Source organism: Bacillus cereus group sp. BfR-BA-01453 (assembly GCF_022662915.1).
Taxonomy (GTDB): Bacteria; Bacillota; Bacilli; order Bacillales; family Bacillaceae_G; genus Bacillus_A; species Bacillus_A paranthracis.
Map to the genome: position 1 here is coordinate 136,677 of NZ_JAKUEN010000003.1, position 22,888 is coordinate 159,564.

Consider the following 22,888-nt stretch of genomic DNA (forward strand, 5'->3'; position numbering starts at 1 on the left):
CTCAATTCTTTATGTAATGTAATTGAAAATATGAACTTGGAAAGCGATTCTTTTTAATGTGAAAAGAATCGCTTTTTTTGTATTCCTAATACATTTATAATCCAGGTAACAAAAGAATTAAATATATATGTAGCATTGCCAATAGCTATACTGGTTAAGATTCCTATGAAGGCACTTCCTATGATATCAAATGGATAATGATGACCTAGCCAGATACGTGAAAAACCTGTCAAAATTGCTAAGAACCACATGATTGAGCCAAATAAACGTTCACGAAGTAAAACGGAGGACGCTATGGCAAATGCTAAGACTGTATGTTTACTAGGAAATGAGGAATTATTCTTTGATGGGATAAGTAAACGCACACGATGTATAACAAATGGACGTGGTTTAAAATAAAAGAGCTGGATAAAGCAGTTTATAAATAATGCGAATCCTACTGATAACCCTGCAAATAAAATGATTTTTTATAGGAATTGTTTCTAAACCACATTAAGGCTAATAAGAAAATGTACAGGAATCGAGTCTTTTGTGAAATAAATATCATAAATGTATCCAATGTTGAGTTACGACTAGCTAGACGATTGATAGCCCTAAACATCTTATAATTCATGCAGATTCTCTCTAAATGTCTAATAAGTAAATTAGTCAAATATTTTTCTACTGGTGTTTCATCAAGGCTGATTAATTTGTAAATATGAAGTACTACGCTCAAAGATAGAAATACTTACAAATTTTAAAAGAATTCCTTTTGTATACCAAGAAGCAAAATATATTTATGATAAAATATAGAAAAAGATGATTAAGAAGGGATAATTAAAGTGAAACCAACAATTTATGATGTTGCGGAAAAAGCAGGTGTATCAATAGCGACTGTATCCAAGGTAATTAATCAAACTGGACGTATTAGTGAAAAAACAATAAACAAAGTAAATCAGGTAATGGATGAATTAGATTACCAACCAAGTAGTGTAGCGGCAGCGTTAACAGGTAAAAAAACATATACGATTGGGGTACTTGTCCCAGATATCTCAAACCCTTTTTTTGCTGAAGTAGCAAGAGCTTTTGAAAATAGTGCACGAGAATCAGGGTATACACTCATTTTATGTAGTACAGACCATCAAACAAAACGTGAGCACGAATACATTGATTTACTATTTAAAAAGCAAGTAGATGGCATTATTATTGCAACGGAGCTAAATGATTATAAACTTGTAAAAAAAATCGTAAATCGAGATTTGCCACTTGTATTATTCACTGTAGATCATCCTTCCATCACGACTCATGTTGTGACAACTGATGATATGAGGGGAGGGTATCTAGCTGGAAGTTATTTAACGCAGAAAGGCCATACATCTTTAACGATTATGATGGAGAAGGATAGAAAAAGTAGCTTAGGGAGATTGAATGGTTTCAAACAAGCTCTTACGGATTCAGGAATTTCGTTAGATGATGAGGCTATCATTAGCTGCTATTCGACAGTGGAAGATAGTAAACGTGCAAGTAAGGAATTACTTCATTTGCCTAACAGGCCTACAGCGGTTTTTGCTTGTACAGATTTGATTGCTATATGCCTTATGAATGAAGCAAGAAAACAAGGACTTTCAATTCCGGAAGATTTATCAATAATCGGATTTGATAATACAATCTATGCTGAGATTGCAGATCCAGGGTTAACAACAATTGAGCAGCCAATTAAACAAATGGCAGCCTGTACGTTTGAACAACTGCTAAAAACGATGGAAATGAAGGAGCATGCTAAGCAAAAAATTACAATTATTCCTCAGTTAGTAGAGCGTTCCTCAGTAAAGGATATTACATGATAGGGTTTTTATAAGTCTATTTGAATGTAACAAAAGAAGGTCATCGTAACTAAGTATAGTTAGGATGACCTTCTTTTAATTTAGGATTTATACAGAGAATTGCTCACCGCTTTTCGCATTTAAATCCTGCTCCATCTCATTTTCTTTTGGAATAGTAAGGAAATGAGTTAAAAATGCACCAAAGAAATACAAACCAGCAAAGATCCACATCACGCCACCAACACCTAATGGCCCGATGAAGGCAGTTACTACTAATGGTCCAACAAATGCTGATAATCCTGAACCTAGATTTAAGACAGACATTGCCGCTCCTTTATTTTCAGGAGATAAAGATGGGACTAATGCGGTAAGAGGTACATAACCCGCAAGTGTTGCTCCATAGCAACAAGCAACAAATAATATAGCCCAATAATTATGTCCTACCATTTGTGGTACATAATAGAGTGCAAGAGTTACAATTCCGCAACCGACTCCTCCGAACCATTTAATTGTATTTACCCAACCAAACTTGTCTCCAACAATACCAAAAATAATATTAAACACCATATTTACAAAGAATAGAGTACCCCAAATTTGAAGCCATTCAGTCATCGTAAAATTATATTTCATCATATAAGTAGGTAGGAAAACAACAAATCCAAACTGAGCAGCCGAGTTTATAATTTTTACAATACCGCCTATCCCAACTTTAGGATTTTCAAATGCAATGGTAATGCCTTTTAGCAATTCGCTTGATTTGTTAGCGCTTACGATTTGTGCTTTAAATCTGTCCTTATTTACAACAATTGAGAATAATCCCCCGACGACAACAAAAAGTAAAGCGCTCCATAATGTAGCAATTTCTCCGATTTTCGGAACCATATAACTAGAATAAAAGGCTCCTATCACACTAAGCCCCAGCTGGAATACGAACCAGAACCAGCCAACTGCTCTTGAAAGCATTTGTTGAGGGGTACTGTATGATACCCAAACTAGGAAGGAATAAGCAAATAAAGGATAACCAAACCCTCGTAGGGCATAACAAATTAATATTACTGGATAATTCATATGTTGAATTCCTATACCGATGAAACCGATTGATCCTAAAATAAATGATACTAAACCAAATGTCATTACTTTTCTTGGACCCCACATTTGTACAAATACCCCTGAAAACCAAGAAGAAGCAGATACAGTAATACCGTAAATAGTAAACAAAAATGCAGCGTGTTCTAGCGTCAATCCTTTTTCAACGAGATAAGGGGATAACCATCCCTGTTCTAAACCATCCCCAATCATAAAAACAATAATCCCTATGTATCCCCAAGTTAAATTAGAAGGGATCCCTATCCTGTCCATAAATGTTTTGTTTGAACTAATAGCGTTCATTCTCCCACCACCGATAAGTTATTTTGGTTAAGCGCTTAATTCTTTTTGATAAAAAAAGTATACGCTTACATTAAGAGGTCGTCAATTAAATTTTTTGACAATTTACAACTTTCTTTTATAGAGTCTTTCTATTTACTTATTGGACAATAAAATAATAGTGCGTATGAAAAGAAAGAAATACCTTATAGATGGGGGATTACTATTTAAAAGGCTTCGTTATCTTTGTTATATCAGTATTTTAAAAGAGTATATTTGTAGCTTTTTAGAGTGTTTATTTCTAATTCTTATTTTTTATTTTTATGTAATACGTATATTGAGGGAATGCAAAATTCGGATGAAAAGAGGAGTATTCAAAAAAATAAAAATGTTTTCAATTTAGAATCGAATGTGTATAATGAAGAAAAATAGGGAAAGCGCTTAACTAACTTGATACGCTAAACCCTATAGACTTTCATTTCGTTTCTTAAATTTTAATATAGAGGGAGAAATCATATGAACATTTTAAAGATTGGGATTATTGGTGCTGGGCGAATTGGGAAACTACATGTTGATAATTTGCAGCTTATGCCACAGGTGAAAATTAAAGCGGTCTCAGATGTAGTAATTAGTCATCTAGAAAAGTGGGCTCAAGATAAAGGGATTTCCACTCTGACTACAAATTATCAGGATTTATTAGCAGATCCAGAAATTGATGCTGTCTTTATTTGTTCACCAACAAATACACATGCGCAAATTATTAAAGAAGCAGCTCTTGCGAAAAAACATATTTTCTGTGAAAAACCTGTTAGTTTCTCAGTAGAAGAAACATTAGAAGCATTAGAAGTGGTAAAAGAACAGGGAGTATCTCTTCAAGTAGGATTTAATCGTCGTTTTGATCCGAACTTCAGGAAAGTTTACGATCTGATTCAACAAGGTGAAGTGGGACAGCCGCATATCTTAAAAATTACGTCACGCGATCCACAACCGCCAAGTATAGAATACGTTCGCTCTTCAGGCGGATTGTTTATGGATATGATGATTCATGATTTCGATATGGCTCGCTATGTGATGAATAGTGAAGTCGTTGAAGTATTTGCATATGGAACAACATTAATTGATCCATCCATTCAGGAAGTAAATGATGTAGATACAGCAATTGTCACATTAAAATTTGCAAATGGAGCTTTAGGAGTAATTGATAATAGCCGCCAAGCTGTTTATGGATATGACCAGCGTGTTGAAGTGTTTGGTGAAAAAGGTGCGGTTGCTGCGGATAATTGCTGCCCGACAACAGTACAAGTGTCAAAAACAGAAGGTATTGTAAAAGATAAGCCGCTTTATTTCTTCTTAGAGCGCTACACGCAAGCTTACATTGAGGAAGTAACACAATTTACAAAGTCAATTATAGAAGGGCAAACTGTTATTTGCAGTGGTAATGATGGATTACAAGCAGAGCGAATTGCGAAGGCTGCGAAGGAATCCTTACTAACAGGAAAACCTGTACAAATTGAACATAAACAGCCTGCATTAAATCAATAAAGAGAGCGCTTACTTCTAGATAGATAAAGAGTAATTTGTCGGAAAACGATAAAGCATGGGAGGTAGTAACAATGAATCCACTTATTTTTAAAGAAAATCGTCCATTAGAACTAATTGCAATTGGACGTTTATGCGTTGATTTAAATGCCAATGAAACACAACGTCCTATGGAAGAAACAAGAACGTTTACTAAGTATGTGGGCGGTTCTCCTGCCAACATTGCGATTGGTGCGGCGCGTCTCGGCTTACAGACAGGATTTATCGGTAAAGTGTCTGACGATCAAATGGGCCGCTTTATTACAAGGTATCTACAGGACAATAAGATTAATACAGATCAGATATGTATCGACCGTACAGGTGCAGTAACAGGTCTAGCATTTACAGAAATTAAAAGCCCTGAAGATTGCAGTATTTTAATGTACCGCGACAATGTCGCAGACTTAAATCTTGATCCAACAGAGGTATCTGAGGACTATATTAAACAGTCTAAAGCACTCTTAATTTCAGGTACAGCTTTAGCAAAAAGCCCTTCTCGCGAGGCGGTATTTTTAGTGCTAGAATATGCGCGTAAACATGATGTAGTCGTATTTTTTGATGTTGATTACCGCCCGTATACATGGCAATCAGAGGCTGAAACGGCTGTGTATTACAATCTAGCGGCTGAAAAATCTGATGTCATTATTGGGACGCGTGAAGAGTTCGATATGATGGAAAAACTATTAAACTATGAACAATCTAATGACCAAGTTACAGCTGAAAGATGGTTTTCTCATCATGCGAAAATCGTTGTAATTAAACACGGCGGAGATGGTTCAATCGCTTATACGAGAGATGGTCAATCTCACCGTGGCGGTATCTTTAAAACAAAGGTGTTAAAGACGTTTGGCGCTGGTGACTCGTATGCTTCTGCGTTTATTTATGGCCTCATGCAAGGGCTTGAAGTTCCTCAAGCGATGCGATTAGGTGGCGCTTCTGCTTCAATTGTTATTTCTAAACATAGCTGTTCTGATGCAATGCCAACAAGGGCAGAGATTTCTGCATTCATGGAAACGGCTGAGGAATTGGTATAGAAACGTCATGAATCAATAATCAAGTAAGGGCGTATCCTCTTGGACGCTTCTACATTACATAAAAGGGAGAGAATGAATATGACAGTACAAACAGCACAAATTGTAAAAAACTACATTGGCGGCGAATGGGTAGAATCCATTTCAACTAAGATGGAAGCTGTATATAATCCTGCAACAGGAGAAGTAATCGCTCAAGTACCACTTTCAACAAAAGTAGATGTTGAACAAGCTGTATTAGCAGCAAATGAAGCGTTCAAATCTTGGTCTAAAACGGCTGTACCAAAACGCGCTCGTATTCTATTTAAATATCAACAGTTACTAGTAGATAACTGGGAAGAGTTAGCGAAACTAATTACGATTGAAAACGGAAAAAGCTATAACGAGGCTTACGGTGAAGTTCTTCGTGGTATTGAGTGCGTGGAGTTTGCTGCGGGTGCTCCTACATTAATGATGGGAAAACAGTTACCTGATATTGCAACAGGTATTGAGTCTGGTATGTATCGTTACCCAATTGGTGTTATAGGAGGAATTACACCTTTTAACTTCCCAATGATGGTTCCATGCTGGATGTTCCCACTTGCAATTGCTTGTGGTAATACATTTGTATTAAAACCTTCAGAGCGTACACCACTTCTAGCAGCAAAGTTAGCAGAATTAGCTGCAGAAGCAGGCATACCAAAAGGTGTATTAAATATCGTAAATGGTGCTCACGATGTAGTAAACGGACTTCTTGAACATAAATTAGTGAAGGCAATTTCATTTGTAGGTTCTCAGCCTGTCGCAGAATATGTATACAAAAAAGGAACAGAAAACTTAAAACGCGTTCAAGCATTAGCAGGTGCGAAAAACCATTCCATTGTATTAAATGATGCAAATCTTGAACTAGCAACAAAGCAAATTATTAGTGCCGCATTCGGTTCAGCAGGTGAGCGTTGTATGGCTGCTTCTGTTGTAACAGTAGAAGAAGAAATTGCAGATCAATTAGTTGAAAGACTCGTAGAAGAAGCAAATAAAATCGTCATCGGCAATGGTCTTGATGAAGATGTATTTTTAGGACCAGTTATTCGTGATAACCATAAAGAGCGCACAATTGGTTACATCGATTCAGGTGTAGAACAGGGCGCTACATTAGTTCGTGATGGACGCGAAGATACAGCTGTAAAAGGAGCTGGTTACTTCGTTGGTCCAACAATTTTTGACCATGTTACAAAAGAAATGAAAATCTGGCAAGATGAGATTTTTGCTCCTGTTTTATCGATTGTTCGTGTGAAATCATTAGATGAAGCGATTGAAATTGCAAATGAGTCTCGCTTTGCAAATGGAGCTTGTATTTATACAGATAGTGGGGCAAGTGTACGTCAATTCCGTGAAACTATTGAATCAGGTATGTTAGGTGTGAATGTTGGGGTTCCGGCGCCAATGGCATTCTTCCCGTTCTCTGGCTGGAAAGACTCTTTCTATGGTGATCTTCATGCGAACGGTACTGACGGCGTTGAGTTTTATACTAGAAAGAAAATGCTTACATCTCGTTGGGAAAAGTAATCTTTAAGAGAGAAGTAGAATCTGTTTAGTTGCTTGTAAGCAAAAGTAAGGAAAGTAGTAAAGCATAAGAAGGAAGTATTAGGAGTCTATCAAATTCCTAATACTCCTTTTTCATATGCAGAATGACGGTTAGAGATAGAAAGGAGCAAATCATATGCAAACTGTTAGAATGACGACGGCGCAAGCATTGGTGAAATTTTTGAATCAGCAATACGTAGAGTTTGATGGAAAGCAACAAAAGTTTATTAAGGGAATCTTTACGATTTTTGGTCATGGGAATGTAGTAGGCCTAGGTCAAGCTTTAGAAGAAGATGCAGGGGAATTAGAAGTATATCAAGGGAGAAATGAACAAGGAATGGCAAATGCTGCGATGGCTTTTGCAAAACAAAAACATAGAAAACAAATTATGGCATGTACTTCTTCTGTTGGTCCTGGATCAGCAAATATGATTACCTCTGCAGCAACAGCTTCTGCAAATAATATTCCCGTTTTATTACTTCCAGGAGATGTATTTGCAACGAGACAACCCGATCCTGTTCTTCAACAAATTGAACAAACACATGACTTATCTATTTCTACAAATGATGCTTTCCGGGCAGTAAGTAAGTACTGGGACAGGATAAATCGTCCTGAACAATTGATGACAGCTATGATTCAAGCGATGCGTGTTTTAACGAATCCGGCAGATACAGGGGCTGTAACAATTTGTTTACCACAAGATGTCCAGGGGGAAGCATGGGATTTTCCAGATTACTTCTTCCAAAAGCGTGTTCACCGTATTGAACGTCGTCTACCTACAAAAGCCAGCTTAGCGGATGCAGTGGAAATGATTAAGAGAAAGAAAAAGCCAGTTATGATTTGTGGTGGTGGTGTAAGATACGCAGAAGCGGCAGAAGAGCTAAAACAGTTTGCTGAAACATTCCACATTCCATTTGGAGAAACACAAGCTGGAAAAAGTGCAATTGAAAGTAGTCATCCATATAATCTAGGCGGCATTGGGGTAACAGGAAATATAGCAGCTAATACAATTGCAAAGGAAGCGGATCTTGTTATTGGAATCGGGACGAGATTTACTGATTTTACAACGGCATCGAAACAATTATTTCAAAATGAGGAAGTTGAGTTTTTAAACATCAATATTTCAGAATTCCATGCGAATAAGCTGGATGCATTAAAGGTTATAGCGGATGCGAAAGAAGCGCTTCTTGTTCTAATAGATGAACTGCAAGTAATGGATTATCGATCTAGTTATACAGTAGAAATTGCTGATGCAAAAGAGGCTTGGGAAACAGAATTATCACGTCTACATAATATTTGCTTTACAGGTCAAGATTTCACACCAGAAGTCGAAGGTCATTTCGATGAAAATTTAAATGAGTATGTAGACGCACTTGGTTCACAATTAACACAGACTGCAGTCATTGGACAAATCAATACATTACTTGATGAAGATGCAATTATCGTTGGAGCGGCAGGAAGTCTTCCAGGTGATTTACAAAGAATGTGGGCATCAAGAAAACCAAATACATATCACATGGAGTATGGATACTCTTGCATGGGCTATGAGGTTGCGGGCGCACTAGGTGCAAAGCTAGCTGAACCATCGAAGGAAGTATATGCAATGGTAGGGGATGGTAGTTACCAGATGCTTCATTCTGAGCTTGTCACAAGTCTTCAAGAAAACAAAAAAATTAACGTCTTATTGTTTGATAATTCCGGATTTGGTTGCATTAATAACTTACAAATGGGCAATGGAATGGGGAGCTTTGGAACAGAGTTTCGCTATCGAAACCAGGAAACTCGTAAATTAGACGGGACAATTATGAAAATTGATTTTGCAGCTAGCGCAGCTGGATATGGTGTGAAAACATATCATGTTACATCACTAGAACAATTACAGGAAGCACTTATAGATGCGAAAAAACAAACAGTTTCTACATTAATTGATATTAAAGTACTGCCAAAAACAATGACAAATGGATACGAGTCATGGTGGCATGTAGGTATTGCAGAAGTATCTAAAAGTCAAAGGGTACAAGCTGCGTACGAGAGTAAAGTAAGTAACTTGCAACAGGCAAGGTCTTATTAGATTAGGGTACAAAGAGAGCTTTTTATCTACATGCATATGGTTTAAGAAGCTCTCTTTTTAAAGAATAGATAAGAGAAGTTGGCGAAATTCTATCACATTTTAATAAGAGGAGAGACAAGGGGATGTTTAAAGAAAATACAATTAAGCTTGGAATTGCACCAATTGCTTGGACAAATGATGATATGCCGGAGTTAGGGGCAGAAAATACGTTTGAACAATGTATTAGTGAGATGGCACTAGCTGGATTTAATGGAAGTGAAGTAGGGAATAAATATCCGAGAAATACGGTTGTATTAAAAAAATCTTTGGAATTACGAAACTTGGAGATTGCAAGTGCATGGTTTAGTACGTTTTTAACAACGAAGCCGCTTGAAGAGACGGTAGAAGAATTTATTAAGCATAGGGATTTCTTACACGACATGGGTGCAAAAGTTATCGTTGTTTCAGAGCAAGGGCATAGTATTCAAGGTTTAATGGATGTACCACTATTTAAAAATAAGCCTGTTTTTACAGAAGAAGAGTGGGATAAGCTTGCGGATGGATTACATCACCTCGGTAAATTAGCTCAGGAAAAGGGGCTGCATATTGTATACCATCACCATATGGGTACGGGTGTTCAAACAACGGCAGAAATTAAAAAGTTAATGGATATAACTGATTCAGCGCTTGTATCTCTGCTTTTTGATACAGGTCATCTTGTTTTTTCAGGAGAAGAGCCACTTTATATTTTGAAGAAATATTTACCTCGTATTAAACACGTACATTTAAAAGATATTCGTCAAGAAGTAGTAGATATTGTAAAGGAAAACGAATTGAGCTTCTTACAGGCAGTGAAGAATGGGGCATTTACAGTTCCAGGGGATGGCGTAATTGAATTTGATGAAGTGTTTACTATCCTTGCAAACTCTGATTATCAAGGGTGGTTTGTGGTAGAAGCAGAGCAAGACCCAGCTTTAGCGAATCCTTTTGAATACGCATTAAAAGCCCGGGAATTTATACGAGAAAAAGCCGGTCTGTAATTTAAGCATTTTAAGATTATCCATAAGTAAATGGTATGGTAATCAACATGTCTCCTTACAAAAGGGGTAAAAAGACGTGAAGGTTGGTTTTACATGTAATAAATAATATTGAAATAGGGGAGTATGTAATGCCATTAGTTCAAATGAAAGATATTTTAATGAAAGCATATCAAGAGAATTATGGAGTTGGAGCTTTTAGTGTCGCGAATATGGAAATGGTAATGGGAGCTATTAAAGCAGCTGAAGAGTTAAGTTCGCCGCTTATTCTACAAATTGCGGAAGTTCGTTTGAATCATTCACCAATTCATATGATTGGTCCATTGATGGTAGCTGCAGCGAAACAAGCAACTGTTCCAGTAGCAGTTCACTTTGATCACGGTATGACATTTAATAAGATTCAAGAGACGTTAGAAATTGGTTTTAGTTCGGTTATGTTTGATGGCTCTCACTATCCGTTAGAAGAGAATATCCAAAAGACAAAAGAAATTGTAGAACTTGCGAAACAGTATGGAGCGACGGTAGAAGCTGAGATTGGTAGAGTTGGTGGTAGTGAGGACGGATCAGAAGATATTGAAATGTTGCTGACAAGCACTACAGAAGCAAAACGATTTGCTGAAGAAACAGACGTTGATGCGTTAGCGGTTGCAATTGGAAATGCGCATGGTATGTACAATGGCGATCCTAATTTACGATTAGACCGCCTACAAGAGATTAATGAAGTAGTCCATATCCCGCTCGTTTTACATGGCGGCTCTGGCATTAGTCCAGAGGATTTCAAGCGATGTATTCAACATGGTGTTCGAAAAATAAATGTAGCAACAGCCACATTTCAGAATGTAATTACTGCTGTTAACACTGCCGTCCTAAATAATCCGTATTCAGATTACTTTACGTACCACCAGGATGTTATTGAGGCTGCATACGAAAATGTTAAAATTCATATGCAAATATTCGGAAGTGAAAACAGAGTATAAATAGAAAAGCTTTCTTCAGTAATAGTTAGACGAAACTCGGAATGTAGTGAACTGAAAAAAGTAGAGAATGATTGAGTAGCCATTAAATAAAAGGGGGAGAAAGCCATGTTAGGAAAATTAGGTGAATTAACTGAAGGATATAATGTATTAACAGAAATGAACGGTCAATGCAGTGATATGTTAATGGATATAGGCATATATAAGATGTCTAATGGGAAAGAAGAGTTGCTATTTGATAATAAGAATGAAACAGCGGTTCTTTTACTGGAAGGGGCAATACGTTTAGAGTGGGAAGGAATGGAACAAGTTATTCAAAGACATTCTGTGTTTGAAGAAAACCCTTGGTGTTTACATGTATCTAAAAATGTGAAGGTTACAATTACTGCTCTTTCAGATAGTGAAGTGCTTGTTCAAAAAACAGATAATGATCAAGAATTTGCGTCTAAGTTATATACTCCAAATGAGTGTCAAAGTGTTGTAGCGGGAGATGGAGTATGGGAGGGAACGGCGCAGCGTGTTATTCGTACGATTTTTGACTATAACAATGCAGTATATTCTAATATGGTAGTAGGCGAGGTTATTTCTTATCCAGGGAGATGGTCTAGTTATCCGCCACATCACCATGATCAACCGGAGGTATATTATTATCGCTTTAACAAACCACAGGGATTTGGATGTGCAATGGTTGGTGAGGATGCATATCGCGTTGTACATAATAGCTTTATTACAATTCCGGGTGAGCTAGACCATCCACAAGCAACGGCGCCTGGATATGCCATGTATTTTTGTTGGATGATTCGACATCTTGAGAATAATCCTTGGAATGATCGTATCATGGAGGAAGACCACAAGTGGCTATTAGAACCAAACGCGAAAATTTGGCCAGCAAAGGAATAGACGAAAATAAAAACGAGCAATCCTATTCATAGTGATAAGGTGCTCGTTTTGCTATTTGTAGGCAGAAAGAAAAATTTCTCATACTGTTATCGCCAGATTATTGTCCTGCGAACATTTAAAGTAAGAGAATTCTTTCAGAGATTATGTAAAAAAAATCTTTTATTTTGGCCTGTGTTTCTGACTTGTTAGTTATTTACTTTTTGTTTGTTGTTCTATCTACATTTGAAATGGGGAAGTCTGTGCCGTATAGGTCTTGGTTATTATCTTTATTGTTATTGTTTGGATTATGTTCCACTTGAGGTGATGTTTCTAGCATTTGTTCTTGTTCCTTACTAGGGGTATTTAGGGCATCCGATGGGACGCGAGCAATCTGTTCGCTTACTAGCTTTTCTTTATCCATATAATACAGCTCCTTTTTGAGATGAGATTAAAAACAATGGATTTATGAATAGACACTTCGATATTTTAAGCCTTTGAATGGAATTATATACAAACTTATATTGCAAAGATTGCTTTTATTCGTTTCTTGTTTTGGTTTAAATTTCGTTTCGGTACAAGTTTTGCTGTTAAATTGTCACAAGCAACAACAGATATGATAACCAATAGGTAGTGAAGGATAATATTTTTTCATAGAGAATAATGCAAGAGTAGGAATTAATCTATTTTGCTTTTGATGAAAGGGGAATTAACATGAATACATTTGTTAATGACAAGTTTTATGATACGCGAAATCATTTATTTGAGGAAATTACTTTGTTAAGTGATACTCAATTTAATAAGAAACCAGATAAGGATAAATGGAGTATAGCACAAGTATGTCATCACTTAATGTTATTAGATGAAAGGGTTATAAAGGTCATTTCATCTGGATTAAAAAAGATGGATAGTACACAAAATGAGCGTAAAGAAATTCAATCTATATTATTAGATAGATCAATAAAATTTATAGCACCAGAAATGATTGAACCAAGCATAGAGACATTTGAAGTACAGCAAATGGTCGATTTGTTAAACAAATCGAGAAAAGAATTAATGCGTTTCCTAAGTACAATAGAAGATGAATCTATATTAGCGAAAAAATCAGTGATGCATCTAGCTCTTGGAGAATTACTTCTTGAGCAGTGGATAGAACTGATCTATTTACATGAACAGCGCCACATAGAACAAATTAAGGAGATAAAATTACTTTGTGAAGTTGGAAAGTAAATATCATTGTCTATTTTGAGAGAAATGTATTCTATTTAAATTATATAGAAAAGAATTCAAATAATTTATATACAACGAAGTAGTGTAAATTCACTACTTTTTTATTGATCCTACTTATTAAAATAAACGAAGTGAAAGTGAGGGTAGTTCAATTTCTCAGAATGATGCATTTCATACCATTAGACAATTATGGAATACAAAAATGCAAAAACTATTAAGTGGCGACATTGAAATCCATTTTGTAGAGATACCAAAATTGGTAAAACAATGGTGTGAAGAAAAAGTAAACCCTTGGGAAAATACATTTGTTCGTTGGATGTTATTACTACCAGCGCATGAAGGTGAACATTTAACTCAAACATTGCATTGGAGGAGATTGCGATGAATCAAGATCCAATTTTACAAAAAGCAATTAATAAATGGGAAAATATGAGCCATGATTCTTCTTTCCGAACAGCATATGAAGCTCGCGAGAAATTGCTTTTAGATGAACAAGCTAAGCTAGCACATGCAGAACAGGAGGGCATGGAAAAAGGCATTGAACAAGGTAAGATGCAAATGATCCGAGGAATGCATGAAATTGGTGTACCACTTGAAACTATTGCAAAAGCAAGTAAGTTGAGTGTAGAGGAAATAGAACGTATCTTGAAATTAAAGTGAACATATATGAACCTATAGTACTCATGAATAAAAGAAAATAGACACTCATTGTTATAGTACGTTTAATAGAAAAGTATTGCTGAACAATTCGGCAGTGCTTTTTCTATATCATTTTTTGTTTTTCATGCAGAATCACCCGCAAAATTACTTTTTGTAGTTGAAGTTTTCTGAATAATAAGTTACATTTTTAAGGTTCAAGCAACTATATGACAGTACAAAAGGGGAGAAATATTGTTATTATGCAAAAAATGAAATGGAAGAACTATTTATGTTATTTTTTTATTCTAATACTTCTTGGAACAGCAGTAACAGTCAAACCATCTATCTCAAAAGCTGAGGAATCTGATGTTAATATTACTTTGTTAGGTACTGCAGATATTCATGGTAGATTTATGCCTTGGGATTATGCGCTTGATGGTGCAAATACGAGTGGAAGTTTAACGCAACTCTATACGGTTATAAAGAAGGTACGTCAAGAAAATCCAAATACTATATTAGTAGATGCTGGGGATACTATTCAAGGAAACTCAGTAGAGTTATTCAATGATCAGCCACAATCGCCAATGATGGTAGCGATGAATGCCATGGGATATGATGCTTGGGCATTTGGAAATCATGAATTTAACTTTGGATTAGATACATTGAAAAAAGTTAGTGAGCAATATAAGGGCAAGACATTAGCAGGAAATATTTATAAGGAAAATGGAGAGCGTTTTCTTCCTGCATATACAATTGTTGAAAAAGGTGGAATTAAAGTCGGGATTATTGGTATGAATACACCAATGATTAGTGATTTTGAAAAAGGGACAGATCATTTGGATGGTTTAGTGGTGAAAAATCCAGTAGAAGAGACAAAGAAGGCCATTAAAGAGTTAGAAGGTAAAGTAGATGTAATGGTAGGCGTTATGCATATGGGACTAGAAAATGAGAATGGAATCCCGGGTACTGGTGTTCAAGATATTGCGAATGCTTGTCCGGAACTAAGCGCTATTTTTGCGGCTCATATGCATAAGCTTGTTAAAAAAGAAATTGTAAATGGCGTTATTATTACAGAACCAGATAAATATGGAACGCATATCTCACGTATTGACCTGACTTTTACAAAGCAAGATGGAAAGCTGGTTTTAAAAGATAAAACTGCTACCGCTATACCTGTAAAAAATACAGATGGAACAATAGTAGTATCTGATCCTACACTTGAAGACACACTTACACCTTTTCACGAGTATGCGAGGGGAGATGCAAATGTTGTAGTCGCTCAATTAAAGGGTAGAAACCTTGTTCCTGAAAATGAAATAAAAGGTATTCCAAGTGTGCAGATTCAAGAGACACCTTTATCAGATTTCTTTCATGAAGTCATGCTTTACTACAGCAAAGCAGATGTAGTCGCCCATCAAATTGATAACGATAATGCCCGTTTGGATGTAGGTCCTATTAAGAAAAAAGATATTGCATATAATTATCAATATGCTTTGGGTGAAATAACGGTATATAAGGTAACTGGGAAAGACTTAAAAGACTATATGGAATGGGCAGCAGGGTACTTTAATTCATCTCGTCCTGGAGATGTAACAGTTAGCTTTGATAAAACCCGTCGTGCGTCTAAATACAGTACGAATGATTTCTTTGGAGGCGTAAAATACGAAATTGACTTAACAAAACCATATGGAAGTAGAATAACAAATTTACGTTCTATTCGTACAAATAAACCAATCAAAACGAATGATGTTATGACGCTGGGAATGAATGCGTATAGAATGGAGGCTCTTCAGGCGAAAGGTGGAGCTTTAGAGGGGCGTAAGTTTGAACAAATTTGGTCATCTAAACAAGAGAATGCATTCGGGGAAACTGGTGGAACCATTCGTAACCTTGCTATTACATATTTAAAAGAGGTGAAGAACGGTGTTTACACACCAAAAGTTATGCATAATTGGAAAATTACTGGCGTGAATACACATTCTTCAGAGCATAAGGCTGTAGTGGATCTTGTGAATAAAGGGATTTTAGAAATTCCAAAAACTGAAGATGGAAAATATACAAACATAGCATCTATAAATACTAAAGATTCAATTACAAAAGAAGAGATTGTAGCAATCTCACAAAAAGCAAATATTAATCCAAATCAGTTTAAGCACATAAAAACGAAAGGTGAATTTTACAAAAAACTTAGTAGAATTGTAAAAAAAATATAAGAAACATGACTCTAGTGCAAAAAAGTTATAACTAGAAATTTAAATATATACGCAAAAAAGAGCACTCCTATACTGAACTGCACCCCAATTGTTAGACACAGTCTAACAATTGGAGGTGCAGTTTTTCTATGGCTAAATTTACAGCTGATGAAAAAATACAAATCGTTCTACGTTATTTGAACGGAAATGAAAGTTATCGAGAAATGGGTAAATCGATTGGTATAAGTGACACAATTATTTTGAATTGGGTAAACCAATATAAACAGAATGGTATGGAAGCTTTTCTAAAACGATGTACAAATTACACACAACAATTTAAACTAGACGTACTAAACTTTATGATTGAAAACGGTATGTCCTTATTTGAGACGGCAGCTATCTTTAACATTCCTGCCCCTTCAACGATTTCTGTTTGGAAAAAACAGCTCGAAACACAAGGAATTGATGCCCTTCAATCTAAAAAAAGGGGCGTCCATCCATGAAAAAAGATTCAAATAAACAAGTAAAACAAACTTTAGCTGACGGGTCAGTCGAAGCACTTGAAGCACGTATTCAACAGCTTGAAATGGAAAATGAGTACTTAAAAAAGTTGAATGCCTTAGTTCAAAACAAGGAAAAATCACGAAACGAGACAAAGCGCAAGTAGTCTATGAATTAAGGCATAAATATTCGGTGAAGGCACTCGTGGAGCTAGCTACTATTCCTCGAAGCACGTATTATGATTTAGTAAAGAAAATGAATCGTCCAGATGTAGATGCCGATTTGAAAGCTGAGATTAAAGCGATTTATGAGGAAAATGAAGGTCGTTATGGTTACCGACGCATTCGTGATGAATTAACGAATCGTGGCCAGAAAGTGAACCACAAGAAGGTTCAACGCATTATGAAAGAACTTGGATTAAAGTGTGTTGTGCGTATGAAGAAATATAAATCCTATAAAGGAAAAGTCGGTAGAATTGCACCTAATATTTTAGAGCGTAATTTTTACACAGATGCCCCAAATCAAAAATGGGTAACCGATATCACAGAGTTTAAATTGTTTGGAGAGAAACTGTATGTATCACCTGTATTAGACTTGTATAATGGTGAAATTATTACCTATACAATTGGTTCTAGACCGACATATTCACTTGTTTCAGAGATGTTAGAGAATGCATTAAAACGTTTACCTGAAAACCATCAACTATTAATGCATTCGGATCAAGGATGGCATTATCAAATGAGACAATACGTCCGTACACTTGAATCAAGAGCTATCGTCCAGAGTATGTCTCGAAAAGGCAACTGTTACGACAACGCAGTAATAGAAAATTTCTTTGGGATTATGAAGTCGGAGTTCCTCTACATAAAAGAATTTGAAAATGTAGAGCACTTTAAAATAGAATTAGAAAAATATATAGATTATTATAATACGAAACGGATTAAGGCAAAATTAAAAATGAGCCCAGTACAATACCGGACTCACTTTTATCAAGCTGCCTAATGAAATAACCGTGTCTAACTTTTAGGGGTCACTTCAAGAAAATCTTGTCTACTTTTAGTCTATCACCCTACGCACAATTATAGTAACGTGAATAGTCCGAAACAAACCTGTTTCGGACTGGGGGTTCAATATTTTATCCACTTTATTCAACTTTTTTTGTATTTGTAGTATGAATTTTCTGTCTTTTTAAGTAAGAAAACTGGATTACGTTAATTAATAGATACTCCACCAGAGACACTCAGTTTTGTTGGTGCTGGCGTATCTCCACCATTAAATGAAGAGTGTTGTGATACATTTAAACTAATCATGCTACATGCTAATGTACTTACTATTATCGTACTGAATAACACTTTTTTTATTTTTTTCATTACTTTAACGCTCCTTTTCTTAAATGTTTCTTATCAGCATTATTGCTAATATAGAAATACTTGCTCGCTTTAACATGATTATTTGCCTCGTAAAATTGTAGTGCTAAAATCTCTGCATATTCTTTTACACAATCCCACATTTCCTCTTTTTCAAAATAAGAAATGGCATCAGTAACTACTTTTTCTAGTTTAATTCTAGGCAGTTCTGTAATTAGTTCATTTAAAACTGCGAAACGGTGTTTATATTCCTCATTTCCTGATTCATTTGTATATTTCATTCCTTGCTCGATATATGCTCTTGCTGTTTCAATGCCTTCTAACTTATAATATGCTCTTGCTAAGACAAATAATGCTTTAAAATGGTTCGGTATGGTATTTATAATTTCAGAACTCTGTCTAATCGCCAATGGATATAAATCTTGAATATTATATAACCAGCCTAAATTGGATCGTACTCGTAATAATAATTGTTCTTCATCATACTTCTTAAAAATATCAATAACCATATTGAGACATTCTTCCACTCTTTCAAATTCTCTTAGATCTATACAAGCCAGTCCATATACCTTGTCGCATAAAGCAATATTAATTTTATAGCCTACATGATTCAAATATATTTCTTTGGCTTTTACTGCATGTTGAATCGCTTCAAATGGTTGATAAGATTGATAACAGTATGTTGAAAATCTATACTCAAACTCAGCTTTTTCTATTTCGTCAGGTATATCTTTTAAAAGTCCTTCCGCCTTTTCATAGTATGTTTTTGCCTCAGTATAATTTGCTATAATTGTAGAGTGGATTGCCTTAAAGAAATAATAATAGTAAGCTAAAAATGAAAATTCATCTTTAATATGAGGTAGTTTTTCTATTTGATTAAAAGAATCTTTTGTAATACTCATTCCATCTACCAAAACTTTATATCTAAAATTCAGCAGGGAATAATAGAATGATACATATTGGTCTGTTTCTATTTCTTTTAAACTTTCTTTTACTTTTAGATATGTTTGTTTTGCTTCTACTACATGATATAAACGAATTTCTTCATACCATTCATGTAATAATTCCATCAATTGTTTTTATGTTTTTCATGTTATAAACCTCCATGGTATTATTAGAATCAAAAAAATTAATCCTATTTCCTCGTATATGCGCCCAGTAATTGGAGGCGAAATCCGTGCTGGCTATGATGGAGATGAATTTTCACCAATTCAGTAAATGAATAATAATCTTGTTGTCGTAGAAGATAAAGTACGTATTAGAGAACTAAACGATTTGTTAGGATTACATATGAATGATAGTGATGTTAATACAATTGGTAGTTGGATTCTAATGTGAAATTATGATAGTTTGTGTCTAGCAACATTTAGTGTATAAACGAATGAATTAAGAAAAGGGTGAAATATTGAATAACTCGAAATGGATGCCTTTAAGTAATGTTGATGATGAGGAGGAAATTTGGGCAGGAGCAAGAGTTAGGTTGTACAATGTTGGTAGGAATAGAGAAGACAAAGAAAATGATTTCTATGAATATATTATTTCTTATATCTACGACAACAATAACTACTTACAACTAACTAATTTAACAACAGGAAAAGCAGGTTATATTATTTGTGTCATTGAAAAAGAATTACCAAATAATTATGCTTTGGGCAAAACATTAAAGCAAAGGATAGGCTTAGAAAATACCTATTTTAGATTTGAATGTGAATAATCAACAAATAAGGGAAGCACCAACTCTAAGGTGTCTTCCCTTATTTAATACTTTTTATTAATAATCAATATTAACAGATCCTAAATAAAAAAAGGGCTGTCTCATAAGTCTCTTTCGAAGTAAGATCACATGAAATTGAAAAGGCAGAAATGTTATAAAATCAACGTTTCTTCCTTTCACTTTTTATTCCATTTTGGCTAAAAAGCACCTTTTGGGACAGCCTCTTTCAGCAATTAGGGTGGCATATTCATCAATATGCATTTGGGTGGAATTTTGGATGAAAAATCCACAAGCATAGTATAACAAACTACGTAAGGTAGAGTATATGTAATATTGCATATAGGGGAAGATTCTTCTGCAGAAGTAAAATAAAATCCATATTAAATTATTAATTCATTATAAAAATAATATATTATTAAATTTTATATCTGTAACTTATATATACGTGTTACAATGAAGTTCTCCAATTTATTTTATTCTCCTATTTAGAATTTATGGTTTAGTTATTCCTTACAACAAAATCGGCCGCATTAAATGATTCATACATAAAGTGATGCATTTAGAATGGTTCAAAGGCTGGTAAACATAATCAGGCAAAGAATAAATTTACGTAGTTACGTTTTAGAGAATTTATTACGGTAAGGATTTCATCCGATTTGAATAGCCCTAAATTAAACTTTTTATCCAATAACGGTCAAATAATAGCTGTTAAATGAAGGTTACGTTTCATCTATTTTATTGGGGAAAATTCATAGTCTTAACATTGCTTAATATAGAAAAATAACATATTCGAAAGGGGGGATAGATACAACTTCACTTGTAAAAATGAATCGCTATATAAGAAGATGTAAGTAAAAGGATGTAACGGCAATCTCATTTCGAATAATACCATAAATGAATGTAGAAAAAATAAAGGAGCAAACAATTAAATAAACTATATCAGTTATAAGAATGAAAGGGAGAAGTAGAGAGTGTTTAAAATAAAAGAAAGATTGGAACAAATGAAGCTTAAAACGAAGTTGTCTATGGCATTTATTGCAATATTAATTATACCAAGTCTTATCGTAGGATTATCATCTTATGATAAAGCAAAAACAGATCTTAATGAAACAATTCTACAAACTGCGAAAGATAATGTAAGTATTTTAAATAAGATAGTTGATGATGAATTAGAAAATAAATATGGAGATGTAACTCATTTTGCAAAGATACTTACTCAAGCTGATTATAATGCTGACCAATTGCAAAATGTACAAAGTAAATTTGATCAATACATACAGTTACATCCAGAGATAGAAACAATTTATACTACATCTAGTAATAATCAATTTATTCATGCCCCCGTTGGAAAAGTACCAGAAGGATTTAATCCGTTAGAAAGTAGTTGGTATAAGGATGCAGTAAAAGCTAATGGAGAGATTATTGTTTCGTCTCCCTATAAATCAAAGGCTACAGGAAATATGGTAATAGCAATTGCAAAGCAAAATGCTGATAAAAGTGGTGTCATTGGTGTGGACTTGAATATTGATGATATCGTAAAAACTTCTAAAATGATAAAAATAGGAAAACAAGGCTTTGTATCTATAGTAAGTCAAGATAAGACTATAGTTGTTCATCCTACACTTAAGCCAGGTGAGAAATTAGAGAAATCATTAGCAGATGAACTATACAAGAAAGAAGATGGAGTAATTACTTATACTCTTAATGGCGAGGATCGAAACATAAGCTTTAAGACAAACAAAAAAACAGGTTGGAAAATAGCTGGCGTAATGCCTACGAAAGAAATTGAAGAGGCTACCAATCCTATTTTTTATAAAACGCTCACTATAATAGGGGCTTCATTGTTGTTAGGTGGAATTGTAATTTTCTTCATTCTTAAATCTATTATTAATCCATTAAGACAATTAGTTATTTCAGCTCAAAGAATTAGTCAGGGAGATTTAACTGAGAAAATAGATATTCGTTCAAAGGATGAACTGGGTCAATTAGGTGGTAGTTTCAACACAATGGCAGAGTCGTTACGTAATATAATTTCTCGAATTAATACATCTGCAGGACATGTGGCAGCTTCATCTGAGGAACTAACCGCTAGCGTAGAGCAAGCAAGTGTTGCGACAGAACAAATCACAAAAGAAATGGAAGAAATATCAAATAGTGCAGAAGTTCAAAATAATGAAGTTGCGTCGGGAGCGAAATTAATTGGTGAGGTAACACGAAACATTCAATGCGTGGCAGATAATGCTTCTGAAGTATCGGCCTCATCCTTATACACAAAACAAAAAGCCAATGAGGGTGAACAATTAGTAGAACAAACGGTAACGCAAATGCAGTCTATACATCATTCTGTTTCTCAATCCGATAATGTAATTAAATTATTAGATAAGAAATCGCAGCAAATTGGAAGTATATTAGAAGCAATTCAAACTATTGCAGAACAAACAAATTTATTAGCATTGAATGCAGCGATTGAAGCGGCAAGGGCAGGAGAACAGGGGCGTGGATTTGCCATTGTTGCCGATGAAGTCAGGAAGTTAGCGGAGCAATCATCCCAATCTTCAATGGAAATTGGAAGCTTAATTAATGAAATTCAAGCAGATGTACATGAGACTGTAAAAGCTATGAATGAAGTAGGAGTTGAAGTGCAGTCGGGAATTCAGGTTGCAAATGATACAAAACAAAGTTTTTATGAAATTTCAAAATCTGCAAATGATATCGTGTCAAAAGTACATGGTATGGTAGAATTATCAAATAAAATGTCAAGTGATGCAATGAAAGTCGATACATCAATTAATCAAATATCTATGGCTGTGAAGGAGAATTCTTCAAGTATGCAAACGATAGCCGGCTCATCTGAGGAGCAACATGCTTCTATGGAAGAGATAAATTCTTCAGCAGTACAATTAGCACAGATGGCCGAAGAACTTCAAGAATTAATTGGTGGATTTAAGATATAAGTTCAGATCCTAAGA

General features: G+C 35.0%; 16 protein-coding genes and 3 pseudogenes. 14 read left to right on the forward strand and 5 right to left on the reverse strand.

The window, feature by feature from the left end; translation table 11 throughout:
- Position 1 precedes the first annotated feature (1 nt).
- A pseudogene (locus tag MR070_RS08080) lies at positions 2-613 on the reverse strand (undecaprenyl-diphosphatase).
- Between the two features lie 208 nt (positions 614-821).
- Here MR070_RS08080 and MR070_RS08085 point away from each other — a divergent pair.
- The gene (locus tag MR070_RS08085) at positions 822-1,823 is read left to right on the forward strand and encodes a LacI family DNA-binding transcriptional regulator (RefSeq protein WP_000805151.1); all 1,002 of its coding nucleotides are present in this window, start codon (positions 822-824) and stop codon (positions 1,821-1,823) included.
- An 87-nt stretch (positions 1,824-1,910) separates the two neighbouring features.
- Here the strand turns inward: MR070_RS08085 and MR070_RS08090 are convergent, their stop codons facing one another.
- A complete protein-coding gene (locus MR070_RS08090; RefSeq protein WP_242261012.1) occupies positions 1,911-3,191 on the reverse strand; it encodes an MFS transporter in 1,281 nt (426 codons plus the stop codon).
- 492 nt (positions 3,192-3,683) lie between these two features.
- On the opposite strand from MR070_RS08090, the gene iolG reads away from it, so the two are divergent.
- From iolG to MR070_RS08125, 7 genes are all read left to right on the forward strand, one after another.
- Complete coding sequence (gene iolG, locus MR070_RS08095; protein ID WP_242261013.1) at positions 3,684-4,709, forward strand: inositol 2-dehydrogenase; 1,026 nt, start codon at positions 3,684-3,686, stop codon at positions 4,707-4,709.
- 71 nt (positions 4,710-4,780) lie between these two features.
- Positions 4,781-5,779, forward strand: a complete 999-nt coding sequence (gene iolC / locus MR070_RS08100) for a 5-dehydro-2-deoxygluconokinase (RefSeq protein WP_242261014.1) — start codon at positions 4,781-4,783, stop codon at positions 5,777-5,779.
- Positions 5,780-5,857: 78 nt separating this feature from the next.
- Entirely contained in the window at positions 5,858-7,321 is a 1,464-nt protein-coding gene (locus tag MR070_RS08105) for a CoA-acylating methylmalonate-semialdehyde dehydrogenase (protein WP_242261015.1), read from the forward strand.
- A gap of 154 nt (positions 7,322-7,475) precedes the next feature.
- Positions 7,476-9,410, forward strand: coding sequence for a 3D-(3,5/4)-trihydroxycyclohexane-1,2-dione acylhydrolase (decyclizing) (iolD, locus tag MR070_RS08110; protein WP_242261016.1), 1,935 nt, complete (start codon positions 7,476-7,478; stop codon positions 9,408-9,410).
- A 122-nt stretch (positions 9,411-9,532) separates the two neighbouring features.
- Positions 9,533-10,429, forward strand: a complete 897-nt coding sequence (iolE, locus tag MR070_RS08115) for a myo-inosose-2 dehydratase (RefSeq protein ID WP_242261017.1) — start codon at positions 9,533-9,535, stop codon at positions 10,427-10,429.
- A gap of 128 nt (positions 10,430-10,557) precedes the next feature.
- A complete protein-coding gene (locus tag MR070_RS08120; protein WP_242261018.1) occupies positions 10,558-11,403 on the forward strand; it encodes a class II fructose-bisphosphate aldolase in 846 nt (281 codons plus the stop codon).
- Positions 11,404-11,508: 105 nt separating this feature from the next.
- Entirely contained in the window at positions 11,509-12,300 is a 792-nt protein-coding gene (locus MR070_RS08125) for a 5-deoxy-glucuronate isomerase (protein WP_000900834.1), read from the forward strand.
- 193 nt (positions 12,301-12,493) lie between these two features.
- On the opposite strand, the gene MR070_RS08130 is transcribed toward MR070_RS08125, so the two are convergent.
- Complete coding sequence (locus MR070_RS08130; protein ID WP_242261019.1) at positions 12,494-12,700, reverse strand: hypothetical protein; 207 nt, start codon at positions 12,698-12,700, stop codon at positions 12,494-12,496.
- Between the two features lie 290 nt (positions 12,701-12,990).
- Here MR070_RS08130 and MR070_RS08135 point away from each other — a divergent pair, with 290 nt between their 5' ends.
- The 4 genes and pseudogenes from MR070_RS08135 (at position 12,991) to MR070_RS08150 (ending at position 17,840) form a co-directional block, all read left to right on the forward strand.
- Positions 12,991-13,506 (forward strand): DinB family protein, encoded by a 516-nt coding sequence (locus tag MR070_RS08135; RefSeq protein WP_242261020.1) that lies wholly within the window; start codon positions 12,991-12,993, stop codon positions 13,504-13,506.
- Between the two features lie 154 nt (positions 13,507-13,660).
- A pseudogene (locus MR070_RS08140) lies at positions 13,661-14,166 on the forward strand (Rpn family recombination-promoting nuclease/putative transposase); the annotation flags it as partial.
- Positions 14,167-14,405: 239 nt separating this feature from the next.
- Positions 14,406-16,358, forward strand: coding sequence for a bifunctional metallophosphatase/5'-nucleotidase (locus tag MR070_RS08145; RefSeq protein WP_001171054.1), 1,953 nt, complete (start codon positions 14,406-14,408; stop codon positions 16,356-16,358).
- 128 nt (positions 16,359-16,486) lie between these two features.
- Positions 16,487-17,840, forward strand: a pseudogene (locus MR070_RS08150) (IS3 family transposase).
- A 209-nt stretch (positions 17,841-18,049) separates the two neighbouring features.
- Here the strand turns inward: MR070_RS08150 and MR070_RS08155 are convergent.
- Complete coding sequence (locus MR070_RS08155; RefSeq protein ID WP_000721404.1) at positions 18,050-18,208, reverse strand: Phr family secreted Rap phosphatase inhibitor; 159 nt, start codon at positions 18,206-18,208, stop codon at positions 18,050-18,052.
- A complete protein-coding gene (locus MR070_RS08160) occupies positions 18,208-19,275 on the reverse strand; it encodes a response regulator aspartate phosphatase (protein ID WP_242261021.1) in 1,068 nt (355 codons plus the stop codon). The genes MR070_RS08155 and MR070_RS08160 overlap by 1 nt, the downstream gene beginning before the upstream one ends.
- Positions 19,276-19,628: 353 nt before the next feature.
- Here MR070_RS08160 and MR070_RS08170 point away from each other — a divergent pair, with 353 nt between their 5' ends.
- Together MR070_RS08170 and MR070_RS08175 are read left to right on the forward strand one after the other, a co-directional pair.
- Positions 19,629-19,919 (forward strand): hypothetical protein, encoded by a 291-nt coding sequence (locus MR070_RS08170; RefSeq protein ID WP_242261180.1) that lies wholly within the window; start codon positions 19,629-19,631, stop codon positions 19,917-19,919.
- A 971-nt stretch (positions 19,920-20,890) separates the two neighbouring features.
- Complete coding sequence (locus MR070_RS08175; protein ID WP_242261023.1) at positions 20,891-22,873, forward strand: methyl-accepting chemotaxis protein; 1,983 nt, start codon at positions 20,891-20,893, stop codon at positions 22,871-22,873.
- Positions 22,874-22,888 lie beyond the last annotated feature (15 nt).